23 protein-coding genes are annotated in these 26,400 nt (G+C 70.8%); 17 read left to right on the top strand and 6 right to left on the bottom strand.

Annotation, left to right across the window (positions count from 1 at the left end):
* Window positions 1-24: 24 nt before the first annotated feature.
* Window positions 25-801: a sulfite exporter TauE/SafE family protein gene (locus ABWV53_RS09355; RefSeq protein WP_353365180.1), complete on the bottom strand. Its 777-nt coding sequence runs from the start codon at window positions 799-801 to the stop codon at window positions 25-27.
* 122 nt (window positions 802-923) lie between these two features.
* Here ABWV53_RS09355 and ABWV53_RS09350 point away from each other — a divergent pair, with 122 nt between their 5' ends.
* The 3 genes from ABWV53_RS09350 to ABWV53_RS09340 all read left to right on the top strand — a co-directional run bounded on the left by ABWV53_RS09350 (window position 924) and on the right by ABWV53_RS09340 (window position 3,782).
* Window positions 924-1,865 carry a LysR family transcriptional regulator gene (locus ABWV53_RS09350; protein ID WP_353365178.1) on the top strand — a complete coding sequence of 314 codons (942 nt, stop codon included), beginning with the start codon at window positions 924-926 and terminating at the stop codon, window positions 1,863-1,865.
* Between the two features lie 97 nt (window positions 1,866-1,962).
* The gene (locus ABWV53_RS09345) at window positions 1,963-2,985 is read left to right on the top strand and encodes a DUF808 domain-containing protein (RefSeq protein ID WP_353365176.1); all 1,023 of its coding nucleotides are present in this window, start codon (window positions 1,963-1,965) and stop codon (window positions 2,983-2,985) included.
* Window positions 2,986-3,164: 179 nt separating this feature from the next.
* Entirely contained in the window at window positions 3,165-3,782 is a 618-nt protein-coding gene (locus tag ABWV53_RS09340) for an OmpW/AlkL family protein (protein WP_353365174.1), read from the top strand.
* A gap of 93 nt (window positions 3,783-3,875) precedes the next feature.
* Here ABWV53_RS09340 and ABWV53_RS09335 read toward each other — a convergent pair whose 3' ends face one another.
* The gene (locus tag ABWV53_RS09335) at window positions 3,876-4,910 is read right to left on the bottom strand and encodes a metal-dependent hydrolase (RefSeq protein ID WP_353365172.1); all 1,035 of its coding nucleotides are present in this window, start codon (window positions 4,908-4,910) and stop codon (window positions 3,876-3,878) included.
* Between the two features lie 221 nt (window positions 4,911-5,131).
* Here ABWV53_RS09335 and egtD point away from each other — a divergent pair, with 221 nt between their 5' ends.
* Together egtD and egtB are read left to right on the top strand one after the other, a co-directional pair.
* Window positions 5,132-6,049, top strand: coding sequence for an L-histidine N(alpha)-methyltransferase (gene egtD, locus ABWV53_RS09330; protein ID WP_353365170.1), 918 nt, complete (start codon window positions 5,132-5,134; stop codon window positions 6,047-6,049).
* A gap of 67 nt (window positions 6,050-6,116) precedes the next feature.
* Window positions 6,117-7,490, top strand: coding sequence for an ergothioneine biosynthesis protein EgtB (gene egtB / locus ABWV53_RS09325; protein WP_353365168.1), 1,374 nt, complete (start codon window positions 6,117-6,119; stop codon window positions 7,488-7,490).
* Window positions 7,491-7,532: 42 nt separating this feature from the next.
* Here egtB and ABWV53_RS09320 read toward each other — a convergent pair whose 3' ends face one another.
* Together ABWV53_RS09320 and ABWV53_RS09315 are read right to left on the bottom strand one after the other, a co-directional pair.
* Window positions 7,533-7,982, bottom strand: a complete 450-nt coding sequence (locus ABWV53_RS09320; protein ID WP_353365166.1) for an energy transducer TonB — start codon at window positions 7,980-7,982, stop codon at window positions 7,533-7,535.
* A gap of 138 nt (window positions 7,983-8,120) precedes the next feature.
* Window positions 8,121-10,127: a peptidase U32 family protein gene (locus tag ABWV53_RS09315; protein WP_353365164.1), complete on the bottom strand. Its 2,007-nt coding sequence runs from the start codon at window positions 10,125-10,127 to the stop codon at window positions 8,121-8,123.
* A 245-nt stretch (window positions 10,128-10,372) separates the two neighbouring features.
* Between ABWV53_RS09315 and ABWV53_RS09310 the strand changes: the two genes are divergently transcribed.
* The 5 genes from ABWV53_RS09310 to ABWV53_RS09290 all read left to right on the top strand — a co-directional run bounded on the left by ABWV53_RS09310 (window position 10,373) and on the right by ABWV53_RS09290 (window position 16,710).
* Window positions 10,373-11,530, top strand: coding sequence for a branched-chain amino acid ABC transporter substrate-binding protein (locus ABWV53_RS09310; protein WP_353365162.1), 1,158 nt, complete (start codon window positions 10,373-10,375; stop codon window positions 11,528-11,530).
* A 146-nt stretch (window positions 11,531-11,676) separates the two neighbouring features.
* Window positions 11,677-11,916 (top strand): hypothetical protein, encoded by a 240-nt coding sequence (locus ABWV53_RS09305; protein WP_353365160.1) that lies wholly within the window; start codon window positions 11,677-11,679, stop codon window positions 11,914-11,916.
* A 47-nt stretch (window positions 11,917-11,963) separates the two neighbouring features.
* Window positions 11,964-13,115, top strand: a complete 1,152-nt coding sequence (gene tadA, locus ABWV53_RS09300) for a tRNA adenosine(34) deaminase TadA (RefSeq protein ID WP_353365158.1) — start codon at window positions 11,964-11,966, stop codon at window positions 13,113-13,115.
* Window positions 13,116-13,173: 58 nt separating this feature from the next.
* Complete coding sequence (locus ABWV53_RS09295) at window positions 13,174-14,169, top strand: LD-carboxypeptidase (protein WP_502903855.1); 996 nt, start codon at window positions 13,174-13,176, stop codon at window positions 14,167-14,169.
* A 39-nt stretch (window positions 14,170-14,208) separates the two neighbouring features.
* Window positions 14,209-16,710: a penicillin acylase family protein gene (locus tag ABWV53_RS09290; protein WP_353365156.1), complete on the top strand. Its 2,502-nt coding sequence runs from the start codon at window positions 14,209-14,211 to the stop codon at window positions 16,708-16,710.
* A gap of 45 nt (window positions 16,711-16,755) precedes the next feature.
* On the opposite strand, the gene ABWV53_RS09285 is transcribed toward ABWV53_RS09290, so the two are convergent.
* Window positions 16,756-18,264 carry a helicase HerA-like C-terminal domain-containing protein gene (locus tag ABWV53_RS09285; RefSeq protein WP_353365154.1) on the bottom strand — a complete coding sequence of 503 codons (1,509 nt, stop codon included), beginning with the start codon at window positions 18,262-18,264 and terminating at the stop codon, window positions 16,756-16,758.
* A gap of 70 nt (window positions 18,265-18,334) precedes the next feature.
* Between ABWV53_RS09285 and ABWV53_RS09280 the strand changes: the two genes are divergently transcribed.
* The 7 genes from ABWV53_RS09280 to rng all read left to right on the top strand — a co-directional run bounded on the left by ABWV53_RS09280 (window position 18,335) and on the right by rng (window position 25,106).
* Complete coding sequence (locus ABWV53_RS09280; protein ID WP_056663288.1) at window positions 18,335-19,054, top strand: YebC/PmpR family DNA-binding transcriptional regulator; 720 nt, start codon at window positions 18,335-18,337, stop codon at window positions 19,052-19,054.
* A complete protein-coding gene (purD, locus tag ABWV53_RS09275) occupies window positions 19,051-20,334 on the top strand; it encodes a phosphoribosylamine--glycine ligase (RefSeq protein WP_353365152.1) in 1,284 nt (427 codons plus the stop codon). The genes ABWV53_RS09280 and purD overlap by 4 nt, the downstream gene beginning before the upstream one ends.
* Window positions 20,334-21,317: an oxygen-dependent coproporphyrinogen oxidase gene (hemF, locus tag ABWV53_RS09270; protein ID WP_353365150.1), complete on the top strand. Its 984-nt coding sequence runs from the start codon at window positions 20,334-20,336 to the stop codon at window positions 21,315-21,317. The genes purD and hemF overlap by 1 nt, the downstream gene beginning before the upstream one ends.
* 214 nt (window positions 21,318-21,531) lie before the next feature.
* A complete protein-coding gene (rsfS, locus tag ABWV53_RS09265; RefSeq protein ID WP_353365148.1) occupies window positions 21,532-22,344 on the top strand; it encodes a ribosome silencing factor in 813 nt (270 codons plus the stop codon).
* A 28-nt stretch (window positions 22,345-22,372) separates the two neighbouring features.
* Complete coding sequence (gene rlmH / locus ABWV53_RS09260; protein ID WP_056663299.1) at window positions 22,373-22,840, top strand: 23S rRNA (pseudouridine(1915)-N(3))-methyltransferase RlmH; 468 nt, start codon at window positions 22,373-22,375, stop codon at window positions 22,838-22,840.
* Window positions 22,841-22,958: 118 nt separating this feature from the next.
* Window positions 22,959-23,573, top strand: coding sequence for a Maf family protein (locus tag ABWV53_RS09255; protein WP_353365145.1), 615 nt, complete (start codon window positions 22,959-22,961; stop codon window positions 23,571-23,573).
* A gap of 39 nt (window positions 23,574-23,612) precedes the next feature.
* Window positions 23,613-25,106, top strand: a complete 1,494-nt coding sequence (rng, locus tag ABWV53_RS09250) for a ribonuclease G (RefSeq protein WP_353365143.1) — start codon at window positions 23,613-23,615, stop codon at window positions 25,104-25,106.
* Window positions 25,107-25,170: 64 nt separating this feature from the next.
* Here the strand turns inward: rng and ABWV53_RS09245 are convergent, their stop codons facing one another.
* A complete protein-coding gene (locus ABWV53_RS09245; protein ID WP_353365141.1) occupies window positions 25,171-26,346 on the bottom strand; it encodes a pyridoxal phosphate-dependent aminotransferase in 1,176 nt (391 codons plus the stop codon).
* Between the last annotated feature and the right edge of the window lie 54 nt (window positions 26,347-26,400).

The following is a 26,400-nucleotide window of genomic DNA, read 5'->3' as shown; positions in this document are numbered from 1 at the left end:
TCGGGCGGGCTCGGGCGGTGCCGGTCAGCGCAGCGCGCGCGAGGCCAGCTCCAGCCCGAGCAGCAGCAGCAAGCCCAGGAACGCCTGCCGAAAGCGCTGCGGGCTGAGGCGGGCCCGCAGGCGCTGGCCCAGCGCCATGCCGGCCAGCGCGGGCAGCGTGGCCAGCACCGACCAGCCGATCTGCGGCGCGCGCAGCGCGCCGTGCGCGGCGAGGCCTGCGGCGAGGGCCAGCGTCGACACGGTGAAAGACCAGCCCAGCGCCTGCACCAGCGCGTCGCGGCCCAGCTGCAGCGCCTGCAGATAGGGCACGGCCGGCATCACGAACACCCCGGTCGCGCCGGTGACGATGCCCGTCACCGCGCCCACCAGGGGCGACAGCCAGCGTTCCGCGCCCGGCGGCACCTTGAGCGGCCTGGCCCAGAGCGCGTGCAGGGCATACACGATCAGCGCCACCCCCAGCGCCGGCCCCGTCCAGAGCGGGTCGAGCCGCGCCAGCAAGGCGGCCGACGCCCCCGCACCGGCCGCGCTCGCCAGCAGCAGCGGCCAGAGCCGGCGCAGCAGGGCGCCGGTGCCGGTGCCGGTGGCGCACTGCCAGAGGTTGGTCACCAGCGAAGGCACGACCAGCAGGCCGGCGGCCGCGACCGGCGGCATGCCCAGTCCGAGCAGGCCCATGGCCACCGTCGGCAAGCCCATGCCGGTGACGCCTTTCACACAGCCGGCGAACAGGAACGTGCCGCCCAGCAGGGCGAGGAAGCCAGGGGAGGCAGGGGAGGCGGACAGGAAGGCGTTGGCGGTGGACATGCCCGCATTGAAGGCGCAGGCCCGCGCCGGCACAATGCGGATGCTGCGCGGCAGCCTTCGGACCGTCCGAAGGGTGACGCGTGTCTCTCAACCCCTTCCGCCCCTTGACCGCCCACCGCCCCATGCGCCTCGACCTCGCCGACCTGCGGCTCTTTCTCAGCGTGGTGGATGCCGGCAGCATCACCCAGGGCGCGGTGCGCGCCCACCTGGCGCTGGGCTCGGCCAGCGAGCGGCTGCGGCACATCGAGGCCGACGTGGGCGTGCCGCTGCTGGAGCGCCGCGCCCGCGGGGTGGTGCCGACCGAGGCAGGCGAGGCGCTGGCCCACCACGCCCGGCTCATCGTGCGCCAGCAGGCGCTCTTGCGGGGCGAGCTGGACGGCTTCGCGGCCGGCGCGCGCGGCACAGTGCACCTGTATGCCAACACGGCCGCGCTGACCGAATTCCTGCCGCCCCGGCTCGGGCCCTGGCTCGCCGAGCGGCCCGGGCTGCGGGTCGTGCTGACCGAGCGCACCAGCGCGGACATCGTGCGGCTGATCGCGTCCGGCGCGGCGCATGCAGGTGTCGTGTCCGGCGCCGTGCCCGCGCCCGGCCTGCAGTGCCAGCCCGTCGCCCGCGACCACCTGGTGCTGATCGTGCCGGCCGGGCACCGCCTGGCCGCCGAACGGCGCGCCGTAGCCTTCGCCGACGTGCTGCACGAGCCCTTCGTGTGCCTGGCGGCGGGCCACGCGCTGCAGGACTACCTGGACGGGCAGGCGCGCGCGGCAGGCGCGGTGCTGGCCATGCGGGCGCGCATGGCCGGCTTCGAGGGGCAGTGCGATCTGGTGTCGCACGGCGTGGGCGTGGCCATCGTGCCCGAGGGCGTGGCCCGGCGCCTGCGGCGCGCCCGGCACTACCGCACGGTGAAGCTGCGCGATGCCTGGGCGCAGCGCCGGCTGTGCCTGTGCCTGCGTGACGAGGCCGCCTTGCCGCCCGCGCTGCGCAGCCTGCTCGCACATCTGCGGGGCCCGTCGGCGGTGCTGCTGCCATCCGGCGCCGCAAGCGACAGCCCCGCTAGCCCCGCCTGACGCGGCGCCGTCCTGCGCCGGCTTGCGCTCGCGGCGCAGCGCGGCCAGGTGGGTCTGCTCCCATAATCGGCCGCTTTCAACCCCCACGGAGTTCCCCATGGCCGGTGCCAGCCTTCTCACCCTGCTCGACGACATCGCCACGGTGCTGGACGACGTGGCCCTGATGACCAAGGTGGCCGCCCGCAAGGGCGTGGCGATGGCCGACGACGTCTCGGTGATGACCAAGGTGGCCGCGCAGAAGACGGCGGGCGTGCTGGGCGACGACCTGGCGCTCAACGCCCAGCAGGTCTCCGGGGTGCGGGCCGAGCGCGAGGTGCCGGTCGTCTGGGCGGTGGCCAAGGGCTCGCTGGTGAACAAGCTCATCCTGGTGCCGGCCGCGCTGCTCATCAGCGCCTTCCTGCCCTGGGCCGTCACGCCGCTGCTGATGGTGGGCGGCGCCTTCCTCTGCTATGAGGGCTTTGAGAAGCTGGCGCACAAGTTCCTGCACCGCAAGGCGCCGGCGCAGCCCGGCGAGCCGCAGGCCGTGGTGCCCGTGGCCCCGGCGGACGCAGCGCCTGTGCCGGTGGACATGGCCGCTTTCGAGAAGGAAAAGATCAAGGGCGCGGTGCGCACCGACTTCATCCTCTCCGCCGAGATCATCGCCATCACGCTGGGCACCGTCAGCCAGGCGCCGTTCGCCCAGCAGGTGGCCGTGCTCGCCGGCATCGCCCTGGTGATGACCGTGGGCGTCTATGGCCTGGTGGCAGGCATCGTGAAGCTCGATGATCTGGGCCTGTGGCTGAGCAACAAGCAAAGCGGCGCCGTGCGCGCCGTGGGCCGCGGGATCGTGGCGGCGGCGCCCTGGCTGATGAAGGGCCTGTCGATCGCCGGCACCGCCGCCATGTTCCTGGTGGGTGGGGGCATCCTGGTGCACGGCGTGCCGGCCATCGCGCATGGCGTGGAGGGCCTGGCCGAGCTGGCCGCCCAGTGGCCGGCGGGCGGGCTGTGGCGCTTTCTGGCCAACAACCTGCTGAATGCGCTGGTGGGCATCGTCGCCGGCGCGCTGGTGCTGGGCGGGGTGACGCTCGTCCAGCGGCTGCGCGGCAAGCCGGCCGGCGAGGGCGCCGCCCCGGTGCATTGACACTGGATCCGCGGGCGATGGCGCCACCGCGGCGGCGTCCTTGCCTGACGCAGATCAGACAGCGGCGCACGGCCCCTGCGAGGCCAGCCGGCGTTTGATCTGCGGCAAGGCCCGCCAGCGGCCCACGGCGCTCAATACGGTCACGGGGGTCGTCCCCGGTCAACCGCATCGAGTTCCGTATGAAAAAGCAATGGCTGGCTCTCGCCCTCCTGGGCGCCCTCACTTCGGGCGCCGCCTTCGCGCAGCAGGCCGCCGACGGCCCCTGGCTGGTCCGTGCCCGCGCCGTGCACCTGGACAGCGTGAACAAGGACTCCACCGGCCTGGGCCTGTCGATCAACGACAAGGTGCTGCCCGAAGTGGACATCACCTATTTCTTCAGCCCCAACCTGGCGGCGGAGCTGATCCTTACCGTGCCGCAAAAGCAGAAGATCCGCGCCGACGGACTGGGCCAGATCGGCACGCTCAGGCACCTGCCGCCCGCGCTGCTGGCGCAATACCACTTCACGCATTGGAGCGGCTTCAAGCCCTACGTGGGCGCCGGCGTCAACTACACGCGCTTTTCGAGCGTGCGGTTCGACCCGGCGGTGCAGGCCGCGCTCAGCCCCTCCATCGACAAGAGCAGCTGGGGCGGTGCATTGCAGGTCGGGGTGGACATTCCCCTTGCGAAGAACCTGTACCTGAACTTCGACGTGAAGAAGGTGTTCATCAAGACCGACGTGTTCGCGGCCGGCAACCCGGTGGGCACGTTCAAGATCAACCCGGTGCTGGCCGGGGTGGGACTGGGCTGGCGGTTCTGAACCCGCGTTCAGAACCCGCGAACGAATTGCTATTGAAAAAATAGCATCAGGCGCTGGAAGAACGGGCGCTGGAGCCCTGAAAGACCTCAATTTTCAGGGTGCCGCGTCCGCTACGCCGAAGAGGCCGTTGCCACCGCCGTGCCCGCGCATGCGCCGCCACAAAGCCGGCAGGGCGGCGGCGATGTCGGGGCGCTGCCACCGCTGCGTGACCGAGCCGCCCCCGGCCGCAACCGCCGAGGCCTCGCCCAGGTCGAAGTGGAAGGTATAGGCCGGCTCCTGGCCCAAGCGCAGGTCGGTCACGAAGATGTGGCCGCGCTCGTCCTGCGTGAGCCGCCAGAAGCCCCGGCTGAAGTCGGCGATGCGCCGCACCTGCGGGTGCTGGCCGTAGCGGGCGATCAGCTCGGCGCCGCGCGGGTGCGCGGTCCACTGCATGGGGCGGTCGCCGTCGGCCAGGGCATGAAAGCCCTCCAGATACTGCGTGGGCGTGACCGCCACCACGCGCCAGAGCACGGTGTTGAACGGCGTGGGCGTGACCAGCAGACGCTCGGCCTGCACGCCGCGCTCGGCCAGCGCCGCGCGCGCCACCTGCGCCACGTGTTGCTGCGCGGCGAAGCTCCATGCCAGGTAGGCGGTGCTGACGGCCAGGCCCGCCGCGTTCCACCGCAGGCCGCGTCCGCCCCGCAGGCACAGGGCCAGCAGCACGCCCGCCGCCAGCGGCAGCGTATAGGCCGGGTCGATGATGAAGATGCTGCCCACCCCGAGCGGCGTGTCGTCGAAGGGCCGCAGCAGCTGCGTGCCGTACACGGTCATCCAGTCCAGCAGCGGGTGCGTGACGAGCGCGAGCCACAGCGCCAGCCACCAGCGGCGCCAGAGCGCGCTCTGCCCATGCACCCGCGCCGCCAGCCAGCCGAGCGGCAGCGACACCAGGCTGAGGTAGAAGAGGGCGTGGCTCTCGGCCCGGTGCAGCACCATGTTGGCGATGGCGTCGCCGTGGTCGATGAAAGTGTCGAGGTCGGGCAGGGTGCCGGCGGCGGCGCCCCAGAGCGCGGCCTTCGAGGGAGCGGTGCGCCGGCCCAGGGCGGCTACGGCGACGGCGGAGCCGAGGGCGATCTGCGTGAAGGAATCCATGCGCCGAACGTAGCAGAGCCGGCGGGTGCCCCTGGCCGCGCCGGGTGAAATCCGCGCGGTAAGCGGGCGCGTCCTACAGCGCCGCCAGGTCGCTTCTGCAATCCTGTCATACCGGCATGACCGAATGATCCATCGCGGTGCCGCCCACGAGGCCCCTTCGGCCGCCCCGCGGCGCCGCATGCCTTTCCTTCCATCCTCCCCCCACAGCCCCTCCGACTGCCATGCTCTACCCATCGCACATCGACATCATCCAGGGGCTGTCGCGGCACCCCGCCAGCATTTCGCCCAAGTATTTCTACGACCAGCGCGGCTCCGAGCTGTTCGAGGAGATCACGCGGGTGCCCGAGTACTACCCCACCCGCACCGAATATGCCCTGATGCGCGCCCACGGCGAGGACATCGCCCAGGCCGTCAGGCCCTGCGCCACCGTGGTCGAGCTGGGCGCCGGCAGTTGCGAGAAGGCCCGTACGCTCTGCCAGCTGCTGCAGCCCGAACGCTTCGTGGGCGTCGATATCTCGGCCGATTTCCTGCGCGAAGGCGTGGCGCGGCTCGCGTCGGCCGTGCCCGGTCTGGTCACCCACGCGGTGGCGGCCGACATCACCCAATCCGTCACCCTGCCGGCGGACATCCCGCGCACCGGGCGGCTGGTCTTCTACCCGGGCTCGTCCATCGGCAACTTCGATCCACCGCAGGCGAAGGCGCTGCTGGGCCGCATGCGCTCGCTGGTGGACGCCGACGGCGCGCTGCTCATCGGGGTCGACCTGCGCAAGGAGGTGAGCGTGCTGGAGGCCGCGTATGACGACGCGGCGGGCGTGACGGCGGCCTTCAACCTGAACGTGCTGGAGCATGTGAACCGGCTCATCGGCAGCGACTTCGCAGCCGAGGCCTGGGAGCACCGCGCCTTCTTCAACGATGCGCTCTCCCGCATCGAGATGCACCTGCAGGCCCGCGAGGACGCCTGCGTGCGCTGGCCCGGTGGCCGGCGCGACTTCGCGGCGGGCGAGCGCATCCACACCGAGAACAGCTACAAATACACGCTGCCCGGCTTTTCCGCGCTGCTGGCGAGCGCGGGCTTCTCGCGCGCCCAGGCCTGGACGGACGACCGCGGCTGGTATGCGATGGTCCACGCCCGGCCTTGAGACGGTGACGACCCTTAGTCTTCTTTCGTCCCGCCCGCGCTCCTGCTCCACCCACGCCATCGCCGCCATGACCCGATCTCTTCCATCGCATGGCGGCGCGCCATTGCGCCAAGTCCGCCACACCACTGTCCCCAACTCCATCGCGCAGCGCTACGACGACGTGCGCCAGGCCACCGCGGCCCTGGCCATGCCGCTGACCGACGAGGACTGCTGCGCGCAGTCCATGCCCGACGCCAGCCCGGCGAAGTGGCACCTGGCGCACACCACCTGGTTCTTCGAAACCTTCGTGCTGGAGTCGTACGAGCGGGACTTTCAGCCCTTCCACCCGGCTTTCCGGGTGCTGTTCAACTCGTACTACAACGGCCTGGGCGCGCAGCACCCCCGCGCGCAACGCGGCCTGCTCACCCGGCCGGCGCTGCCGCAGGTGCTGGCCTACCGCATGAACGTGGATGGCCGCATGGCCCAGCTGCTGCAGGAGCGCGCCGACGACGCCACCCTGCACGCCCTGGTCGAGCTGGGGTTGCAGCACGAGCAGCAGCACCAGGAACTGATCCTCACAGACGTCAAGCACCTGCTGTCGTGCAACCCGCTCTGGCCGTCCTACGAGCAGCAGCAGCGTGCCGCGCCAGCGGCGGGCGGCGGGCTGCATCCGGCGGCGATGCCGCTGGCCTGGCACCGGTTCGAGGGCGGTGTGGTCGAGATCGGCCATGCGGGGGAGGGCTTCGCGTTCGACAACGAGTCGCCGCGCCACCGGGTGTTCCTCGCGCCCTACCAGCTCGCTTCGCGGCTGGTCACCAACGGCGAATACCTCGCCTTCATCGAGGACGGCGGCTACCAGGAGCCGGCCCACTGGCTGGCCGAGGGCTGGGACTGGCGCAGGACGAACCAGCTGGACCACCCGCTCTACTGGCGGCGGGCGGCAACGACCGCCAATTCCCAGCCCCGCGCCGACGGTGCGGCCGCGTGGGAGGAATTCACCCTGGCCGGCGCCTGCCCGCTTGCGCCGCACCGGCCGGCGGTGCACCTGTCCTACTACGAAGCCGACGCCTACGCCCGCTGGGCCGGGGCGCGCCTGCCCACCGAAGCCGAGTGGGAGGCCGCCGCAGCCGGGGCCGACAGCACGCTGGGCCACTTCGCCGACAGCGGCGAGTGGCACCCGCGCGCGGCGCAGGGCACGCCAGGTGGCGGCCAGGCGCCGCTCGCGCAGCTCTTCGGAGACGCCTGGCAGTGGACGCAGTCCAGCTACGCGGCGTATCCAGGCTTTCGCATCGCCGAAGGCGCGGTGGGCGAGTACAACGGCAAGTTCATGGTCAACCAGTACGTGCTGCGGGGCGGCTCCTGCGTGACGCCGGCCGGCCACGTGCGCGCCAGCTACCGCAATTTCTTCCCGGCCACGGCGCGCTGGCAGGTCAGCGGCATCCGCCTGGCACGCGACGCCTGAGCCGCCGCGGGGCGCGGCCGGCGCCTTGCGCGGCGCGGGCGGTCAGGGCGCCATCCGGAAGGTCTGCTGCAGGCGCAGGCGCACCGGCTTGCCGTCGCGCTTCGGCGGCGAGAACTTCCATCCGCGCAGCGCGTCGAGCACCGGCTTGTGCAGGCCCTCGTCGCTGCCGGGCAGCACCTTGGTATCGCCGACGCGGCCGCTCGGCAGCACTTCGAACGACACCACCACGTCGCCCTTGGTGCCGAGGGTGATGAGGTAGGACGGGTAGCGCGGCGCGGGCGAGTCCAGCAGCTTGAGCGGCTCGTCCAGCGGCGGCGTGATCTGCTGCTGCAGCACGGCCAGGTCCTGCGCCTTGCGGTAGGCGATGAAATCCTCCTCGGTCTTGTCGGCGCCGGACGGGCCGCTGCCGCAGGCTGCAAGCAGCAGGCCAAGGGACACGGTGGCCGCGAGCGACGCGGCGCGGCGAGCGAGGGGAGGGCGGTGATGGGTCATGCCCCGAGTATCGCGCCACCCGCCAGGGCCGCCGGGACGCCGCAGGCCCGGGCCGCCGCGCACCCCCGGCTCGCCTGGCGCCCTGTTCAATGCCAAACAGGCCGCTGGCGCAGGCGGTGTCTTGGCTTTAAGCTATCTTTATGATAGCGAAGCAGGCGCCGGACGCGTGCGGTAGAACTGCATGGGCACGGCCTGCATGTCCTTGGCGTGCTGGTGCAACACCGACTTCTTCATGCGGCCCACCACGTGCATCTCGCAGGGCTTGCAGTCGAAGCGCAGGGTGAGCTTCTCTTTGCCGTTGACCAGCTGCAGCGGCTCGGCCTTGATGGTGCCCTTGACGCCGATCACGCCCTTGGCCTGCTTGGGGCACAGGCTCATCGAGAAGCGCACGCAGTGCTTGGTGATCATCAGGCTCACCTCGCCTTCCTCTTCCTTCGACTCGTAGGCCGCGTCGATCACCTTCACGCCGTGGCGCACATAGAAGTCGTGCGCCTTGTGGTTGAAGACGTTGGCCAGATAGCTCAGCGTGTCTTCGGGAAAGGGCGCTGGCGGCTCCACCGGCTGGGCGCGCGGTAGTCGCACGAAGCCGGCCGCGCGCGCGGCCTCCAGCGCCTCCACCGCATCGCGGCGCAGCTGGTTGAGCGCCGAGGCCGGCACGAACCATGGCTGCGACAGCGCGAGCGCGATGTCGTGCACCGCGAACACGGTGGCGCCGAAGCGGCCCAGCTGCTCGCGCAGCGTGGCCTCGGCGCGTGCTGGGTCGGTGGCGGGCTGATGCGCCTGACGGATGGCGGCGCTGCCCGTGAAGCCGTCCTCGTCGGTCAGCGTCAGGCAAAAGCCGTCAGCGGTTTCGGCCAGCTGCGCCCACAGGCCGATGCGCCGGTCGCTGGATTTCTTGTCCAGCGTGCGCACCCATTCCATGTCGCGGTTGCGGTTGACCTCCAGGCCCCGGCGCAAGTCCTTGAAGCCGGCGATCGGGTCCTTGGGGAACACGCGCCACAGGCCCTTCCTGGCGTTGATGGCCTCGGCGCGGTTGATCTGCAGGCCCACCAGCTCTTTCTGCAGGTCGTAGTAGCAGAGGCCGTCGCCGTTGTGCAGCACGGTGTCCGCGCTGGAGAGTTCCAGCTCGGCGAAGTTCTCGCCCACCTTGGTGACCCAGCCGATGGCGCGGCCCGGTGTCTTGGGCGTGTCGAAGGCGCCGATGTCTTCCTTGCGGCCGTTGACGAAGTAGTCGGTGAACTCGCGGTTGAAGTTCTGGTCGGGGTCGGGCGTGAAGCTGAAGGTGGTGCGGCCCGAGGACGACCGTGCCAGCGGCTGCGCGGTGAATTCGCGCTCCTCGATGATCTCGTCGAGCAGCTTGCGGTAGTGGGCCGTGATGTTCTTCACGTAGCCCATATCCTTGTAGCGGCCCTCGATCTTGAAGCTGCGCACGCCGGCGTCGATGAGTGCGCGCAGGTTGTCCGACTGGTTGTTGTCCTTCATCGACAGCACGTGCTTTTCGTGCGCGATGATGCGGCCGCCCGCGTCCAGCACCTCGTAGGGCAGGCGGCAGGCCTGGTTGCAGTCGCCCCGGTTGGCGCTGCGGCCGGTATGGGCGTGGGTGATGTAGCACTGGCCCGAATAGGCCACGCACAGCGCACCGTGCACGAAGAATTCGATGGTGGTGCGCGCCGGGTCGGTGGCGGCGCGCACTGCGGCGATCTGGCCCAGGTCCAGCTCGCGGGCGACCACGATCTGCGAGAGCCCTGCGTCCTGCAGGAAGCGCGCCTTTTCGGGCGTGCGGATGTCGGTCTGCGTGCTGGCGTGCAGCTGGATGGGCGGCAGGTCCAGCTCCAGCAGGCCCATGTCCTGGATGATGAGCGCGTCGGCGCCCGCGTCGTACACCTGCCAGGCCATCTGGCGCGCGCCTTCCAGCTCGTCGTCGCGCAGGATGGTGTTGAGCGTGATGAAGATGCGGCTGCCGAAGCGGTGCGCGTGGCGGATGAGCCGCTCCAGGTCGCGCATCTCGTTGCCGGCGCCGGCTCGCGCCCCGAAGGCGGGGCCGCCGATGTAGACGGCGTCCGCGCCGTGGTTCACGGCCTCGATGCCGATGTCGGCGTCGCGCGCGGGGGAGAGCAGTTCGATCTGGTGGGGCAGCAGGGACATGGGGCGGGATTATCCCAGCGCGGGGCCATCGGCGTGCTGCGCCCCGTCCACGAAGGGCGGCGAGCGGCGTGCCGGGGCACCGTCGCCACCCCGCCAATGCACCTGTTTGGGGCTGCTCGGCTGGGGTCTTGCATGGTTTTGGTGCGACGAGCGCGGGCTCATGGTTAGCATATGCAGGTGGCGGCAACTGCTGCCACGCTCGCTTGTGTTTCGCTTCCTTTCGTCCAGCCAGCCACGGAGACCGAATGTTCGCCCAGTCCACTGCTTCCCGCCTGCGTTTTCCCCTGCAACTGACCGCCCTGGCCTGCGCCCTCGCCGCCGCCGCGGTGAATGCCCAGGACGTGCAGGTCGTCAAGATCGGCCACGCCGGCCCCGTCTCGGGCGGCATCGCCCACATCGGCAAGGACACGGAAAACGGCGTGCGCCTGGCGGTGGACGACCTGAATGCGCAAAACCTGGTGATCGGCGGCAAGAAGATCAAGTTCGAGCTGGCAGCCGAAGACGATGCGGGCGACCCGCGCCAGGCCACCGCCGTGGCGCAGAAGCTCTGCGACCAGAAGGTGGCCGGCGTGGTGGGCCACCTGCAGTCGGGCACGTCGATTCCCGCCTCCTCCATCTACGACAAGTGCGACCTGCCGCACATCACCGCCTCGGCCACCAACCCCGACTTCACCAAGCCCGGCTACAAGACCGCTTTCCGCCTGATCGCCAACGACAACGCGCTGGGCGCGGCGCTGGCGCTCTACGCGGCCGACCACCTGAAGCTCAAGACGGTGGCCATCATCGACGACCGCACGGCCTACGGCCAGGGCGTGGCGCAGGTGTTCAAGGCCACCGCGCAGCAAAAGGGCCTGCAGGTGGTGGGCGAGGAATTCACCAACGACAAGGCCACCGACTTCATGGCCATCCTGACCTCGCTCAAGAGCAAGAAGCCCGACGGCATCTTCTACGGCGGCCTCGACGCGCAGGCCGGCCCCATGCTGCGCCAGATGGAGCAGCTGGGCATGGGCCAGGTGAAGTATTTCGGCGGCGACGCGCTCTGCACCGAAAAGCTGCCCGAGCTGGCCAGCAAGGTTGCCGCGCTGAAGAACGTGACCTGCGCCACCGGCGGCGCCTCCGTCGCCAGGATGCAGGGCGGCCCCGAGTGGAAGAAGCGCTACGACGCCAAGTTCCCCGGCCAGTTCCAGATCTACAGCCCCTACGCGTATGACGCCGCCATGGTGCTGGCCGACGCGATGAAGCGCGCCGACTCGGTCGATCCGCGCAAGTACACGCCCTTCATCGGCAAGGCGAACTACAAGGGCGTCACGGCCAACGTGTCGTTCACGCCCAAGGGCGAGCTGACGCACCCGGCCGTCACGCTCTACCACTACCCGGACAACGCCCGCGTTGGGCTGAACTGACCCGCCAGGGGCGCCACCGATGCCCCCGCCCACGTCCACCGGCCGCTCCTGCGGCCGTTTTTGCTGGAGGCCGGCGCGGGACTGCCGCTACAGTGGCGGCCACACGGGCCCATCCCGGGCTGCGGTAACGACGAAGGCGGTGCGCGGTGTTCAGGACTTTCGGACTCATCGGTCTGGTGGTGGCATTGGCCATCGTGGCGGTGCTGGCCAGGCGGCAGGCCCAGGCGCCGCAGGCGGCGGCGCTGCCCGCCGTGCCCGGGTCACCCGCCAGCGCACCCACCGGCTCGGTGCGCGACCAGAGCCAGCAGATCCAGCAGCAGGTGCGCCAGCAGATGGATGCGCTGATGCAGCAGGCCCGCCCCATGCCGGACGATGAGTCCAAGTAAAAACAGGCCCTGGCGCTGATGAATGCTGGGCTTGATGCTATCAAAAGATGAGTGAAAGCACCGATGGCGCCCAGGCGCCCCACGACGCCCGCTGGATGCGCCTGGCGCTGGAGCAGGCCCGCGCCGCTGCCGAGGCGGGCGAGGTGCCGGTGGGCGCCGTCGTCGTGCGGCAGGACCAGGTGATCGCCACCGGCCGCAATGCGCCGATCGCCCGCCTCGACCCGACGGCCCATGCCGAGATCGCCGCGCTGCGGGCGGCGGCCGAGCGGCTGGGCAACTACCGGCTGGACGGCTGCACGCTCTACGTGACGCTCGAGCCCTGCGCCATGTGCAGCGGCGCCATGCTGCATGCGCGGCTGCCGCGCGTGGTGTTCGGCGCGGCCGAAGCGAAGACGGGCGCGGCCGGCTCGGTGGTCAACCTCTTCGCCGAGCCCCGGCTCAACCACCAGACCGCGCTGCAAGGCGGGGTGCTGGCGGACGAATGCGCCGCGCTGCTGAGCGACTTCTTCCAGCAGCGCCGCCAGCAGCAGCGGGCCCGGGCGCTGGCCGCGCACCCGCTGCGCGACGACGCCCTGCGCACGCCTGAAGCGCGGTTTGCGGCACTGTCCGGCAACCCCTGGCTGCCGCACTACGTGAGCGACCTGCCGGCGCTCGGCGGGCTGCGGCTGCACTATCTGGACGAAGGACCCCCGGACGCCGCCCGCACCTGGCTCTGCCTGCACGGCAGCACGGCCTGGAGCCATGCGTGGCGCCGCATGCTGCCGGTCTTCGTCGCGGCGGGCGACCGCGTGGTGGCGCCCGACCTCGTCGGCTTCGGCAGAAGCGACAAGCCCAAGAAGGCGGCGGTGCACACGCTGGCCTGGCATGCGCGGGTGCTGGCCGAATGGGCGGCGCGGCTGGAGCTGGGCCGCACCGTGCTGGTGGCGCCGCCGGCCATGGGCGCGCTGGCCGCCGCGCTGCATGCGGCCCTGCCCGGGCGCCTTGCCGGCTGGCTGGTCTGCGGCGAGCCGCCGGCGGACGATGGCGACCCGGCCTGGGCCGCGCCGTTCCCCGACGCCGGCCACCGCGCCGGGCCCCGTGCCGCCGCGCACTGGCCCGCGGCGGTGCCGGCCGGCGCACCGGTGCCGGACAGGCTGGCCGACCCGTCGCTGGACGGCCCGGCGCTGGCCGAACGCGCTGTGGAATACTTCCGCCCTTGACGCCACGCCCGGGCCCGCCCCGGCCGTGCGCCCACCTTGCCCTCTTTCGGAGCAGGCCGTGCGCGGCCTGAATGCCTTGTCCCTCGATCACCACCCCTCGGCCTGCGGCCACCACCACGGCCCGCAGCACATCTACATCTATTCCCCCTCCGGCGCGGTGCGCGACAAGGCCGCCTTCAAGCGCGGCGTGGCCCGCCTGCAGGCGATGGGGCACGAGGTCGAGATCGATGCCGACGCGCTGGCGAGCCACACCCGGTTCGCGGGCGACGATGCCACGCGCCTGGCCGCCATCCACCGCGCCGCGGCGAGCGGGGCCGACGTGGCGCTGATCTCGCGCGGCGGCTACGGCCTCTCGCGCATCCTGCCCGGCATCCGCTACAAGGCGGTCGCCAAGGCCGTGGCCGGCGGCACCCGCTTCGTCGGCCTGAGCGACTTCACCGCTTTCCAGACGGCCCTGCTGGCGCAGACCGGCGCCACCACCTGGGCCGGCCCGGCGCTGGTCGGCGACCTAGGGTGCGAGGGCGAGCCCGACGACATCATGCTGGCCTGCCTGGACGACCTCTTCACCGGCCACGGCGAAGGCGCCGGCTGGCGCATGAACGCCGAGAAGCCCGGCGCCGACAGCCAGCCCGCCGTGCGCGACATCTACGTGAAAAACGCCACGCTCTGGGGCGGCAACCTGGCCGTGCTGGCCTCGCTGGTCGGCACGCCCTACCTGCCCGACGTGCGCGGCGGCATCCTGTTCCTGGAAGACGTGAACGAGCACCCCTACCGCATCGAGCGCATGCTGACGCAGCTGCTGCACGCCGGCGTGCTGGCCCGCCAGAAGGCCGTGGTGCTGGGCCAGTTCAGCGACTACACGCTGACGCCGCACGACAAGGGCTTCAAGCTGCAGAGCGTGGTCGCCTGGCTGCGCACCCAGATCAAGGCGCCCGTGCTCACCAACCTGCCGTTCGGCCACGTGGCCACCAAGGTCCTGCTGCCGGTGGGCGCGCCGGTGTCGCTGTCGGTGGAAGGGCGCGATGCGCTGATCTACTGGGGCCATACCCACTGAGCGCTGCCTTCAATCCAGGGCGCTGAAGAAAGGCTGAGCATGGGCATGTCGCGAACCCAGCGGTGGATCGGCCGCATCGCGGTGGGGCTGGTCGCCGTGGCGCTGCTGGCGGGCGCCGCGGCCGCCGTCTACGTGCTGCGCAGTTTTCCCGCCCTGGACGGCCGCCTGCAGGCTTCGGGCCTGACGCAGCCCGTGCAGGTGCGCCGCGACGGCGCAGACGTCACCCACATCGAGGCGGCCACGCCGTTCGACGCCTGGTTCGCCATGGGCTACGTGCATGCGCAGGAGCGCACCTGGCAGCTGGAATTCAACCGCCGCCTGATGCACGGCGAGCTGTCGGAGCTGTTCGGCCCCGCCGCGCTGGACACCGACCGGCTGATGCGCACGCTCGACATCGCCGGCGCCGCGCGCCGCCAGTACGACGGCCTGCCGCCCTTCGCCCGCGAGGCGCTGCAGGCCTACAGCCGCGGCATCGCGTCGTTCCACCAGCACCGCACGCAGGCGCTGCCGCCGGAATTCCTGCTGCTGGGCACCCGCCCTGGCGGCAGCGAAGGCGCGCCGTGGTCGCCGCATGACAGCGTGGGCTGGGCGCTGATGATGGCGCTGGACCTGGGCGGCAACTGGGGCAACGAGTTCGCCCGCCTGTCGCTGGCCCGCACGCTGCCCACCGACCGGCTCTGGCAGCTGATGCCCCCGTACCCCGGTGAAGCGCCGGCCACGGCCGTCGACCTGCAGACACTCTACCGCCAGATGGGTGTGTACCGCACGCCCGCCGAGCCCGTGGCGGCTGCTGGCGTGCCGCAGGCGCAGCCACCGCTGCTCGCGCCCTGGCCGCACGATCTGGCCGCGCAGGCGGGCGACCCGGGCGGGCGGGGCAGCAACAACTGGGTGCTGGCGGGCAGCCGCACCGCCAGCGGCAAGCCGCTGCTGGCGAACGACCCGCACCTGGGCTTGGGCGCTCCGGCGATCTGGTACTTCGCCCGGCTGAAGGCACCGGCTGGCGTGGCGGCGGACGGCGGCCCCGTCGCCGGCATGGACGTGGTGGGCGCCACCTTGCCCGGCCTGCCCTTCGTGGTGCTGGGGCGCACGGCGCAGGCGGCCTGGGGCTTCACCAACACCGCGCCCGACGTGCAGGACCTGTACCTGGAGCAGATCGACCCGGCCGACCCGAAGCGCTACCGCACGCCGGACGGCTGGGCCCGCTTCACCGAGCGCGAAGAACTGATTCGCGTCAAGGGCCAGCCGGACGTGCGCCACCGCGTGCGCGCCACACGCCACGGCCCGGTGCTGAGCGACGCGCAGGCGGCGCTGCACGGCGGCGTGATCGACCTGGACCGCCATGTGATCGCGCTGCGCTGGAGCGCGCTCGACGCCGACAACCAGACGGTGCTGGCCGGCCTGCTGGCCAACCAGGCCCGGTCGGTGGCCGAGCTGTTCGGCGCTTTCGCCCACTACCACTCGCCCATGCAGAGCGTGGTGGCGGCCGACGTGCACGGCGCCATCGGCTTCAAGGCGATGGGCCGCGTGCCGGTGCGCGGCGCGGGCAACGACCTGCGCGGCGTGGCCCCCGCACCGGGCTGGGACGCACGCTACGACTGGCAGGGCTGGCTGCCCCTGGCAGACACCCCGCAGGACGACGGCGCCGCCCGCGGCTGGCTGGCCACGGCCAACCAGCGCATCACGCCGCCCGGCTATCCCCACTTCATCACGGCCGACTGGTCGCTGCCCTACCGGCAGGACCGCATCGCCGAACGCCTCGCGGCCACGCCGCGCCACGACATGGCCAGCCTGCGGGCCCTGCAGCAGGACACCGTGTCGCTGGCGGTGCTGCGGCTGCTGCCGCACCTGGTGGCCGCGCCCACCGACCACGCCCTGGCTGCGCAGGCGCGGGCGCTGCTGCAGGGCTGGGACGGCGACATGCGCGCCGACCGCGCCGCGCCGCTGATCTTCGCCGCCTGGGCGGACGAGCTGGCGCGTGGCCTGCTGGCGCCCCGCATCGGGGCCGAGCGCTTCGCGGCGCTCTACGGCCGGCGCGACTTCCGCGCCGGCATCGAGGGCATGCTGCAGGGGGGCGACGGCTGGTGGTGCCAGCCCCTGACCTGCCCGCAGCAGGCGGGCGCGGCCTTCAGCCGGGCGCTGGACCGCCTGGCCGCGCTCCACGGCGGCGACCCCGCCCGCTGGCGCTGGGGCGCGGCCCACCCGGCGCTCAGCGTGCACCGGCCGTTCGGCAACGTGCCGGCGCTGGCCCGCTGGTTCGATGTGCGCGTGCCGTCGCCGGGCGATGCCTACACGGTCAACGTGGGCCAGTACAACCCGGCGGAAAAGCACGACCCTTTCGCCAGCCGCCACGCCCCGTCGCTGCGCGCGGTGTACGACCTGGGGGATCCGGAGCAGTCGCTGTTCATCTACCAGACCGGGCAGAGCGGGCTGGTCTTCTCGCCGCGCTACCGCGACATGGCTGGGCCGTGGTCGCAGGGCGGCATGCGGCCGCTGCAACTGGCGCCGGCCCGCTATGCGCACCGGCTGGTGCTGACGCCCTGAATCGCCAGTCCGCCGGTCCGCCAGCCCGGGGCGGCTGGGAGTGGATCAGCGCTTCTTGCCGCCGAAGATGCTGCCCAGCACGCCGCGCAGGATCTCCTTCCCGAGCGAGGTGCCCATGGTGCGCACGGCCGACCTGGCCATGGTCTGCACCAGGCCGTCGCGCTTGCCGCCGCGCGGGCCGGTGGAGCCGAACAGTACGTCGTTGAGCCCCCCCATCATGCCGCTGCCGTCCTGCGCCGCGTCGGCCTTCGCCTTGGCGGGGGCGTTGTCGGCAGCCACGTCGGCGCGGCCGCGCAGCTTCTCGTAGGCCGATTCCCGGTCCACGGCCTTTTCGTACACGCCGGCCACCAGCGACTGCGCCAGCAGCGCCTGGCGCTGCTGCGGGGTGATCGGCCCGATCTGGCTGCCCGGGGGCAGCACGAAGACGCGCTCGGTGACGCTGGGCCGGCCCTTGGCATCGAGGAAGCTCACCAACGCCTCGCCCACGGCCAGCTCGGTGATGGCCGCCTCGATGTCCAGCCCGGGCTTGGGCCGCATGGTGGTGGCGGTGGCCTTCACCGCCTTCTGGTCGCGCGGGGTGAAGGCGCGCAGCGCATGCTGCACGCGGTTGCCCAGCTGCGCCAGCACGCTGTCGGGAATGTCCAGCGGGTTCTGGGTGACGAAATAGACGCCCACGCCCTTGGATCGCACCAGCCGCACCACGAGCTCGATCCGCTCGACGAGCACCTTGGGCGCTTCGTTGAACAGCAGGTGGGCCTCGTCGAAGAAGAAGACGAGCTTGGGCTTTTCCGGGTCGCCGATCTCGGGCAGTGTCTCGAACAGCTCCGACAGCATCCAGAGCAGGAAGGTGGCGTAGAGGCGCGGCGAATTCATCAGCTTGTCGGCCGCGAGGATGTTGATCACGCCCCGGCCATCGACGGTCTGCATCAGGTCGTTGATGTCGAGCATGGGCTCGCCGAAGAACCGGTCGCCACCCTGGGTCTCGATCTGCAGCAGCCCGCGCTGGATGGCGCCCACGCTGGCGGCGCTGATGTTGCCGTACTCGGTGGTGAACTGCTTGGCGTTGTCGCCCACGTGCGTGAGCATGGCGCGCAGGTCTTTCAGGTCGAGCAGCAAAAGGCCGCTGTCGTCGGCGATCTTGAACACGAGGTTCAGCACGCCCAGCTGGGTTTCGTTCAGGTTCAGCATGCGGCCCAGCAGCAGCGGCCCCATGTCGGAAATGGTGGCGCGCACCGGGTGGCCCTGTTCGCCGAAGACGTCCCACACCGTGGTGGGGCAGGCGACGGGCTCGGGCACCTGCAGGCCGCGCTCGGCGAGCGTGGCCGCCAGCTTGTCGCCGATGCGGCCCGGCTGGCTGATGCCGGTAAGGTCGCCCTTCACGTCGGCCATGAAGACCGCCACGCCGATGCGCGAGAACCCTTCGGCCAGCGCCTGCAGCGTGACCGTCTTGCCCGTGCCGGTGGCGCCGGTGATGAGCCCGTGCCGGTTGGCGAGGCCGGGCAGGAGGTGGCATTCGGCAGTGCCCGAACGGGCGATCAGAAGAGGTTCGGCCATGATGGGTGGGCAGTCAAAAGTAAAATCGCGGCCAGTAGATTAAATCAATACCAGCACCCGAAGGACACCCGTGGCAGGACACAGTAAATGGGCGAACATCCAGCACCGCAAGGGGCGGCAGGATGAGAAGCGCGGAAAGATCTGGACGCGGATCATCCGCGAGATCACGGTGGCGGCACGCGCCGGTGGCGGCGACGTGTCGGCCAACCCGCGCCTGCGCCTGGCGATCGACAAGGCCAAGGCGGCCAACATGCCGGCCGACCGCATCAAGTACAACATCGACAAGGCCACCGGCAATGCCGAGGGCGTGAACTACGAAGAGATCCGCTACGAGGGCTACGGCATCGGCGGCGCGGCCATCATTGTTGACACCATGACCGACAACCGCGTGCGGACCGTGGCCGACGTGCGACACGCTTTCAGCAAATATGGCGGCAACATGGGCACCGAAGGCTCGGTGGCGTTCCAGTTCAAGCACTGCGGCCAGCTCATCTTCGCGCCCGGCACCGACGAGGACCGCGTGATGGAACTCGCGCTGGAAGCCGGCGCCGAGGACGTGGTCACCGGCGAGGACGGGGCCATCGAGGTGCTGACGGCCTATGGCGACTTCGAAGCCGTCAAGAATGCGCTGCAGGCCGCTGGCCTGGTGCCCGAGGTGGCCGAGGTCACCATGCGCGCCGACAACACCATCGAGCTGGAAGGCGACGACGCTGCCCGCATGCAGAAGCTGCTCGACGTCCTGGAAGACCTGGACGACGTGCAAGAGGTCTATCACAACGCAGCATTATGAAAATTCTCGTGATTGGTGGCGGCGGCCGGGAACACGCAATGGCCTGGAAGATCAGCCAGTCGCCCAAGGTGGCGAAGGTGTTCGTGGCGCCCGGCAACGGCGGCACGGCGCTCGATTCCAAGCTGGAAAACGTGGACATCACCGACGTGCGGGCGCTGCGCGAATGGGCGCAGGCGCAGAAGATCGCGCTGACCGTGGTCGGCCCCGAGGCGCCGCTCGCCGTCGGCGTGGTGGACGAGTTCCGCGCGCACGGCCTGCGCATCTTCGGCCCCACCCGGGCCGCCGCGCAGCTGGAGAGCTCCAAGGCGTTCTCCAAGGCTTTCATGAAGCGCCACGGCATTCCCACGGCCGAGTACGAGGCCTTCACCGACCCGGCGGCCGCGCACGCCTACGTGGACCGGCTGGGCGCGCCCATCGTGGTCAAGGCCGATGGCCTGGCCGCCGGCAAGGGCGTGGTGGTCGCGATGACGCTGCAGGAAGCGCACGACGCGGTCGACTTCATGCTGGTGGACAACAAGTACGGCGTGAGCCACAACGAAGGTGGCGCGCGCGTGGTGATCGAGCAGTTCCTCGAAGGCGAGGAGGCCTCCTTCATCGTGCTGTGCGACGGCAAGAACGTGGCGGCACTGGCCACCAGCCAGGACCACAAGCGGCTCAAAGACGGCGACGAAGGCCCCAACACCGGCGGCATGGGCGCGTACTCGCCCGCGCCCGTGGTCACGGCCGACGTGCACGCCCGCGCAATGCGCGAGATCATCCTGCCCACCATCCGGGGCATGGAAAAGGACGGCATTCCCTACACCGGCTTCCTCTACGCCGGTCTGATGATCGACGCCACCGGCCACCCGAAGACGCTGGAATTCAACTGCCGCATGGGCGACCCGGAAACCCAGCCCATCCTGATGCGCCTGAAGAGCGACCTGGTCGACGTGCTGGCCGCCGCCGTGGACGGCAAGCTCGACCAGCTCGAGATGCAGTGGGACCGCCGCCCCGCCCTGGGCGTGGTGATGGCCGCGCACGGCTACCCCGAAAGCCCGCGCAAGGGCGACGCCATCACCGGCCTGCCCGCCGATGCCGACGACGCCATGGTGTTCCATGCCGGCACCGCGCTCGACGAGGCGGGCGTGCCGCGCACCACCGGCGGCCGCGTACTGTGCGTCACGGCGCTGGCCGACAGCGTCAAGCTGGCGCAGCAGCGGGTGTACGACGTGGCACGCGGCATCCACTTCGACGGCGCGCAGTACCGCCGCGACATCGGCCACCGCGCCATCAAGAGCTGATGCAGCCCACCGACGCGGGCTCGGCCGCGCAGCCCCTGCATTCCGGCGGCGTGGCCGCCCGGGTGCGCGGCTATCTGGTCGGCCTGCAGGCACGCATCACCGACGCCATCGAGGGCGTCGAGGGGGCGGTGCAAGAAGGCGGTGCGCGCTTTCGCTCCGACGCCTGGACCAAGGAGGCCGGCGAGCCGCTGCAGGGCGACGGCATCACCCGCATCCTGGAAGGCGGGCGCGTGTTCGAGCGGGCCGGCTGCGGCTTCTCGCACGTGCGCGGCCCGCGGCTGCCGCCTTCGGCCACGGCGCACCGGCCCGAGCTGGCCGGCGCGCCGTTCGAGGCCATGGGCGTGTCGCTGGTGTTCCACCCGCGCAACCCCTACGTGCCGACCGTGCACATGAACGTGCGCATGATCGCCGCCGGCCACCCGGGCGCGGCGCCGGTGTGCTGGTTCGGCGGCGGCATGGATCTGACGCCCATCTACGGCTTCGAGGAAGACGCGGTGCATTTCCACCGCAGCTGCCAGGCCGCGCTGGCGCCTTTCGGCGGCGACAAGTACCCGCGCTTCAAGGCGTGGTGCGACGAGTACTTCTTCCTGAAGCACCGGGGCGAGCAGCGCGGCGTGGGCGGCATCTTCTTCGACGATTTCTCGGAGCCGGGCTTCGACGCCAGCCTGGCGATGATGCAGTCGGTGGGCGACGCCTTCCTGGGTGCCTACCTGCCCATCGTGCAGCGCCGCCAGGGGCTGCCCCATGGCGAGCGCGAACGCGAGTTCCAGCTCTACCGCCGGGGCCGCTACGTCGAATTCAACCTGGTCTGGGACCGGGGCACGCACTTCGGGCTGCAGTCGGGCGGGCGCACCGAATCCATCCTGCTGTCGATGCCACCGCTCGCCGCCTGGGCCTACCGGCGCGAAGACCCGGCCGGCTCGCCCGAGGCCGAACTGACGGCCCGGTTCCTGCAGCGGCGCGACTGGCTGGGAACATGTTGACGAGTGCCTGAGAGCCCGGCCACAGGTTCCAAGGCTCCGCCGAGGGCCATCAACTATAATTTTGATAGCTGCAAGCGCTTGAACCCATTGCGCCAAACGCACAAAACACCCCTGGCGGGGCACGGGGGCGCCGGCAGGCGCAGGGAGCGGTCCACTGGCCGGCGGCCCGCCAGCCCGCTATAAATACATTTCCTTCTTCACCGAACACAGCCTGATGACCACCTCCACCACCTCGGAAACCGCCGCCAAGAAAGACGTCACCAAGCTCCAGCGCGCCATCGTCGATGGCCTGGAGGACGTCAAGGCGCAAGACGTGCAGGTGTTCAACACCGAGCACCTGTCGCCGCTGTTCGAGCGCGTGATCGTGGCGTCGGGCACCTCCAACCGGCAGACCAAGGCGCTGGCCTCCAGCGTGCGCGACGCCGTGCGCGAGGCCGGCTTTCCGAAGCCGCGCATTGAGGGTGAAGACAACGGCGAGTGGATCATCGTGGACTGCGGCGCGGCCGTGGCGCACATCATGCAGCCCGCCATCCGCCAGTACTACCGGCTGGAAGAAATCTGGGGCGACAAGCCCGTGCGCCTGAAGCTGGGCGCGCCCAAGCCCGCCGTCGCCGAAGCCGGCGACAAGCCCAAGCGCAAGAAGGCCGCCGTGGCCGCCAAGCCGGAACAGCCCGCCCGCAAGCCCGGCGTGTCCAAGGCCAAGGCGGCGACGGCGGAAGCCGCACCCGCCGCCGGCCGCAAGACTGCTGCCGCCAAGACGGCGGCCAAGACGACGGCGGCCAAGGCCCCTGCGAAGAAGGCCGCCGCCTCGAGCCGCGCGCCGGTCAAGACCGCCGCGAAAACGGCAGCCAAGACGGCAGCGAAGGCACCCGCCAAGACCGCAGCCAAGCCCATCAAGACCCTGGTCGTGAAGCCAGCCGCCAAGAAGGCGGCTCCCGCCAAGACGGGCGCACGCTCGGCGCCCCGCGCCGCAGCCAAGGCGTCGGCCAAGGCGCCCGCCAGGAAGGCCCCGGCCCGCAAGTCCTGACTGACGAGCAGGCACGGGCCGGGCACCGATGAAGCTGCTGATCGTGGCCGTGGGCCAGCGCGTGCCCGATTGGGCGCAGACGGCCTACGACGACTACGCCAAGCGGTTTCCGCCGGAGCTGAAGGTCGAACTCAAGGCCGTGAAGACGGAGCCGCGCGGCTCCAAGACGCTCGAGACGCTCTACGCCGCCGAGCGCGAGCGCATCGAGGCGGCGATCCCCCGCGGCATGCGGGTCGTGGTGCTCGATGAGCGCGGCACCAACCTGACCACCAAGGCCCTGGCCCAGCGCCTGAAGGACTGGCAACTGAGCGGCGACGACGTGGCGCTGGTCATCGGCGGCCCGGACGGCCTGGAGCCGGCCTTCCGGCAGGCGGCGCACGAGCGCATTCGCCTGTCGGACCTGACGCTGCCCCACGCCATGGTCCGCGTGCTGCTGATCGAACAGCTCTATCGCGCGTGGTCCGTCAACGCCGGCCACCCGTATCACCGGGAGTGAGCGGCCCGCGGTTGGCTACGCCGAGCTGCTGCCACTCTTCATCTTGCTATGAAATTTATAGCTGAATGCGCTTGATGTACGGGCGCGAGAGGCTGTTTTGACCCCGAATTCCAAAGCCATGGCCGACTTCCTCTATCTCGCATCCCAGAGCCCGCGCCGCCGGCAGTTGCTCGAACAGATCGGCGTGCGCGCCGAACTGCTGCTGCCCAACGCCGATGGCGACGTGGCGGAAGACGCGGAAGCCATCGAAGCCGTGCTGCCCGGCGAGTCGCCCGAAGCCTACGTGCAGCGCGTCACGGGCCTGAAGCTGGATGCCGCCGTGGCGCGGCATGCCCGGCGCGCCCTGGCGGCCGCGCCCATCCTGTGTTCCGACACCACGGTGGCGCTGGACGGCCGCATCTTCGGCAAGCCCGAGGACGCCGCCGATGCTGCGCGCATGCTGGCCGTGCTGGCCGGGCGCGAGCACCAGGTGCTGACCGCCGTGGCGGTGCAGGCGGCCGGACGGCGGTGGGCGGCGCTGTCCGTCTCCACCGTACGTTTCGCTGCCATGACCCCGGCGCAGATCGACGCCTACGTCGCCAGCGGCGAGCCGCTCGGAAAGGCCGGCGCCTACGGCATCCAGGGCCGCGTGGCGGCGCACGTGGAGCACCTGGCGGGCAGCTATTCGGGCATCATGGGCCTGCCTCTGTACGAGACGGCGCAACTGCTGCGCGCAGCCGGCTTCGTCGTCTAACTCCTCTCCCGGCGGCTGCCGGCGTCTTCCCTTCCGACCATGCAACAAGACATCCTCATCAACTGGTCGCCCCAGGAAACCCGCGTGGCCGTCGTCGAACACGGCGCCGTGCAGGAGCTGCACGTGGAGCGCACGCTGGAGCGCGGGCTGGTCGGCAACGTGTACCTGGGCAAGGTCTCGCGCGTGCTGCCGGGCATGCAGTCCGCCTTCATCGACATCGGCTTGGAGCGCGCCGCCTTCTTGCACGTGGCCGACGTGTGGCAGCGGCAGGAGGGCGGCGAGGCGCCCATGTTCGCCCGCAAGGGCGAGCCGCCAGTGCCCATCGAAAAGCAGGTGTTCGAGGGCCAGTCGATCATGGTGCAGGTCATCAAGGACCCGATCGGCACCAAGGGCGCGCGTCTCTCCACGCAGATCAGCGTGGCGGGCCGGCTGCTGGTGTTTCTGCCACAGGACGACCACATCGGCATATCGCAGAAGATCCCGGCCGCCGAGCGCGACGCGCTGCGCGCGCGGCTGCAGGCCCTGGTGGCCGACAAGACGCACGGCGGCGCTTCGGGTGGCGGCTTCATCCTGCGCACCAATGGCGAGGATTCGACCGACGCCGAGCTGGCCGAGGACATCACCTACCTGCGCAAGACCTGGGCGCGCATCAAGCAGGCCGCGCTGCGGCTGCCGCCCACCTCGCTGCTGCACCAGGACCTGAGCCTGCTGCAGCGCGTGCTGCGCGACCTGGTGGGCGAAGAGACCACCAGCATCCGGCTCGACTCCCGCGAGCAGTTCGCGGCGCTGCAGGCCTTCGGCCGCGAGTTCATGCCCGCGGCGGTGCCCAAGCTGCAGCTCTACCGGGGCGAGCGGCCCATCTTCGATCTCTACGCCATCGACGAGGAGATCGCGCGTGCGCTGGGCCGGCGGGTGGACCTGAAGTCGGGCGGCTACCTCATCATCGACCAGACCGAGGCGCTGACGACGGTGGACGTCAACACCGGCGGCTACGTGGGTGCCCGCAATTTCGACGACACCATCTTCCGCACCAATCTGGAGGCCGCCGGCGCCATTGCCCGCCAGCTGCGGCTGCGCAACCTGGGCGGCATCATCATTGCCGACTTCATCGACATGGCGCGGGAAGACCACCAGGAAGCGGTGCTGGCCGAATTCCGCAAGCAGCTGTCGCGCGACCGGGTGAAGACCATGTCGGGCGGCTTCTCGCAGCTGGGGCTGGTGGAGATGACCCGCAAGCGCACCCGCGAGTCATTGGCCCACATGCTGTGCGAGCCGTGCAGGCACTGCCAGGGCTCGGGCCAGGTGAAGACCGCCCGCAGCGTGTGCTACGACGTGCTGCGCGAGATCCTGCGCGAGGCGCGGCAGTTCAACCCGCGCGAATTCCGCGTGATCGCCTCGCCGCACGTGGTGGAGCTGTTCCTCGACGAGGAGAGCCAGCATCTGGCGGGGCTGTCGGACTTCATCGGCAAGCCCATTTCATTGCAGGCCGAAGGCGCCATGGCGCAGGAGCAGTACGACATCGTGCTGCTCTGACGCCGCCGCGCAGACTGCCCGAGTCCGCAGATGCACACGGCGCGGTGATTCATGCAGAGGTTCCCTAGAGCCGCCGCAGCCGCAGCAGCGCTTCGTTCAGCGTCGCATCCTGCTTGGCGAAGCAAAAGCGCACCACGCGCTGATCGAAGCCGTTGCCATAGAAGGCCGACAGCGGAATCGCCGCCACGCCGATCTCGCGCGTGAGCCAGAGGCAGAAGTCGGCCTCGCTCAGGTCGCTGACGGCGGAGATGTCCACGCACTGGAAATAGCTGCCCGTGCTGGGCAGCAGCTTCAGGCGCGAGCCGGCCAGGCCCTGGCGGAAGAGGTCGCGCTTGGCCTGGTAGAAGGCCGGCAGCTGCAGATACGGCGCCGGGTCTTGCAGGTACGCGGCCAGGCCGTGCTGCATGGGCGTGTTGACGGTGAACACGTTGAACTGGTGCACCTTGCGGAATTCGGCCATCAATGGCGCCGGCGCGGCCACGGTGCCCACCTTCCAGCCGGTCACGTGGAAGGTCTTGCCGAAGCTGGAGACGATGAACGCGCGCGCCGCCAGGCCCGGGAACCGCGCCGCGCTCTGGTGCTCCACGCCGTCGAACACCATGTGCTCGTATACCTCGTCGCTGATCAACAGCACGTCGGTCGGGGCCAGCAGCTCCTGCAGCGCCAGCATGTCCTGATCGGACCAGATGGTGGCGCTGGGGTTGTGCGGGGAGTTGACGATGATGGCCCGGGTGCGCGGCGAGAGGGCCGCGCCGATGGCGCCGAAGTCGGGCCGGAAGGTGCCCGGCGTGAGCGGCACACGCACCACGGTGCCGCCCGCCAGCTCGATGTTGGGCACGTAGCTGTCGTAGCAGGGCTCCAGCACGATGACCTCGTCGCCCGGCCGCACCGTGGCGAGGATGGCCGTCAGGATCGCCTGGGTGGCGCCGGCGGTGACGGTGATTTCACTGTTCGCGTCGTAGGCGCGGCCGTGCAGCGCCTCGATCTTGCGGGCCACGGCCTGGCGCAGAGCGGGCACTCCGGGCATGGGCGGGTACTGGTTGTGGCCGGCCTGCATGGCTTGCGTGACGGCGTCGACCAGCGCCGGGTCGCAGGCGAAGTCCGGGAAACCCTGGCCCAGGTTCACCGCCCCATGCTCCAGCGCCAAAGCGGACATCACGGAAAAGATGGTGGTGCCGACCTGCGGCAGTTTGGTGGGCACGGCAGGCGTGCGGGGTGAGGGCGAAGCGGCTTGGTTCATGGGACGCTGTAAGGGCTGAGAGCAGACGGGTGAAGAGGCTGCGACCGCAAGCAC

This window comes from Acidovorax sp. FG27, assembly GCF_040365715.1.
In the GTDB taxonomy this organism is placed as follows: domain Bacteria; phylum Pseudomonadota; class Gammaproteobacteria; order Burkholderiales; family Burkholderiaceae_C; genus Paracidovorax.
This window is presented reverse-complemented; position numbering and strand designations above follow the sequence as displayed.

What these genes read in the sequence shown, in the direction of transcription:
- tadA (WP_353365158.1), top strand. Translation starts at nt 11,964, where the DNA reads ATGAGTGAAAGCACCGATGGCGCCCAGGCGCCCCACGACGCCCGCTGG.
- purD (WP_353365152.1), top strand. Translation starts at nt 19,051, where the DNA reads ATGAAAATTCTCGTGATTGGTGGCGGCGGCCGGGAACACGCAATGGCC.
- egtB (WP_353365168.1), top strand. Translation starts at nt 6,117, where the DNA reads ATGACCCGATCTCTTCCATCGCATGGCGGCGCGCCATTGCGCCAAGTC.
- ABWV53_RS09350 (WP_353365178.1), top strand. Translation starts at nt 924, where the DNA reads ATGCGCCTCGACCTCGCCGACCTGCGGCTCTTTCTCAGCGTGGTGGAT.
- ABWV53_RS09245 (WP_353365141.1), bottom strand. Translation starts at nt 26,346, where the DNA reads ATGAACCAAGCCGCTTCGCCCTCACCCCGCACGCCTGCCGTGCCCACC.
- ABWV53_RS09320 (WP_353365166.1), bottom strand. Translation starts at nt 7,982, where the DNA reads ATGACCCATCACCGCCCTCCCCTCGCTCGCCGCGCCGCGTCGCTCGCG.
- ABWV53_RS09345 (WP_353365176.1), top strand. Translation starts at nt 1,963, where the DNA reads ATGGCCGGTGCCAGCCTTCTCACCCTGCTCGACGACATCGCCACGGTG.
- rng (WP_353365143.1), top strand. Translation starts at nt 23,613, where the DNA reads ATGCAACAAGACATCCTCATCAACTGGTCGCCCCAGGAAACCCGCGTG.
- ABWV53_RS09355 (WP_353365180.1), bottom strand. Translation starts at nt 801, where the DNA reads ATGTCCACCGCCAACGCCTTCCTGTCCGCCTCCCCTGCCTCCCCTGGC.
- ABWV53_RS09290 (WP_353365156.1), top strand. Translation starts at nt 14,209, where the DNA reads ATGGGCATGTCGCGAACCCAGCGGTGGATCGGCCGCATCGCGGTGGGG.
- ABWV53_RS09285 (WP_353365154.1), bottom strand. Translation starts at nt 18,264, where the DNA reads ATGGCCGAACCTCTTCTGATCGCCCGTTCGGGCACTGCCGAATGCCAC.
- ABWV53_RS09335 (WP_353365172.1), bottom strand. Translation starts at nt 4,910, where the DNA reads ATGGATTCCTTCACGCAGATCGCCCTCGGCTCCGCCGTCGCCGTAGCC.
- rsfS (WP_353365148.1), top strand. Translation starts at nt 21,532, where the DNA reads ATGACCACCTCCACCACCTCGGAAACCGCCGCCAAGAAAGACGTCACC.
- egtD (WP_353365170.1), top strand. Translation starts at nt 5,132, where the DNA reads ATGCTCTACCCATCGCACATCGACATCATCCAGGGGCTGTCGCGGCAC.
- ABWV53_RS09310 (WP_353365162.1), top strand. Translation starts at nt 10,373, where the DNA reads ATGTTCGCCCAGTCCACTGCTTCCCGCCTGCGTTTTCCCCTGCAACTG.
- ABWV53_RS09340 (WP_353365174.1), top strand. Translation starts at nt 3,165, where the DNA reads ATGAAAAAGCAATGGCTGGCTCTCGCCCTCCTGGGCGCCCTCACTTCG.
- hemF (WP_353365150.1), top strand. Translation starts at nt 20,334, where the DNA reads ATGCAGCCCACCGACGCGGGCTCGGCCGCGCAGCCCCTGCATTCCGGC.
- ABWV53_RS09255 (WP_353365145.1), top strand. Translation starts at nt 22,959, where the DNA reads ATGGCCGACTTCCTCTATCTCGCATCCCAGAGCCCGCGCCGCCGGCAG.
- ABWV53_RS09315 (WP_353365164.1), bottom strand. Translation starts at nt 10,127, where the DNA reads ATGTCCCTGCTGCCCCACCAGATCGAACTGCTCTCCCCCGCGCGCGAC.
- rlmH (WP_056663299.1), top strand. Translation starts at nt 22,373, where the DNA reads ATGAAGCTGCTGATCGTGGCCGTGGGCCAGCGCGTGCCCGATTGGGCG.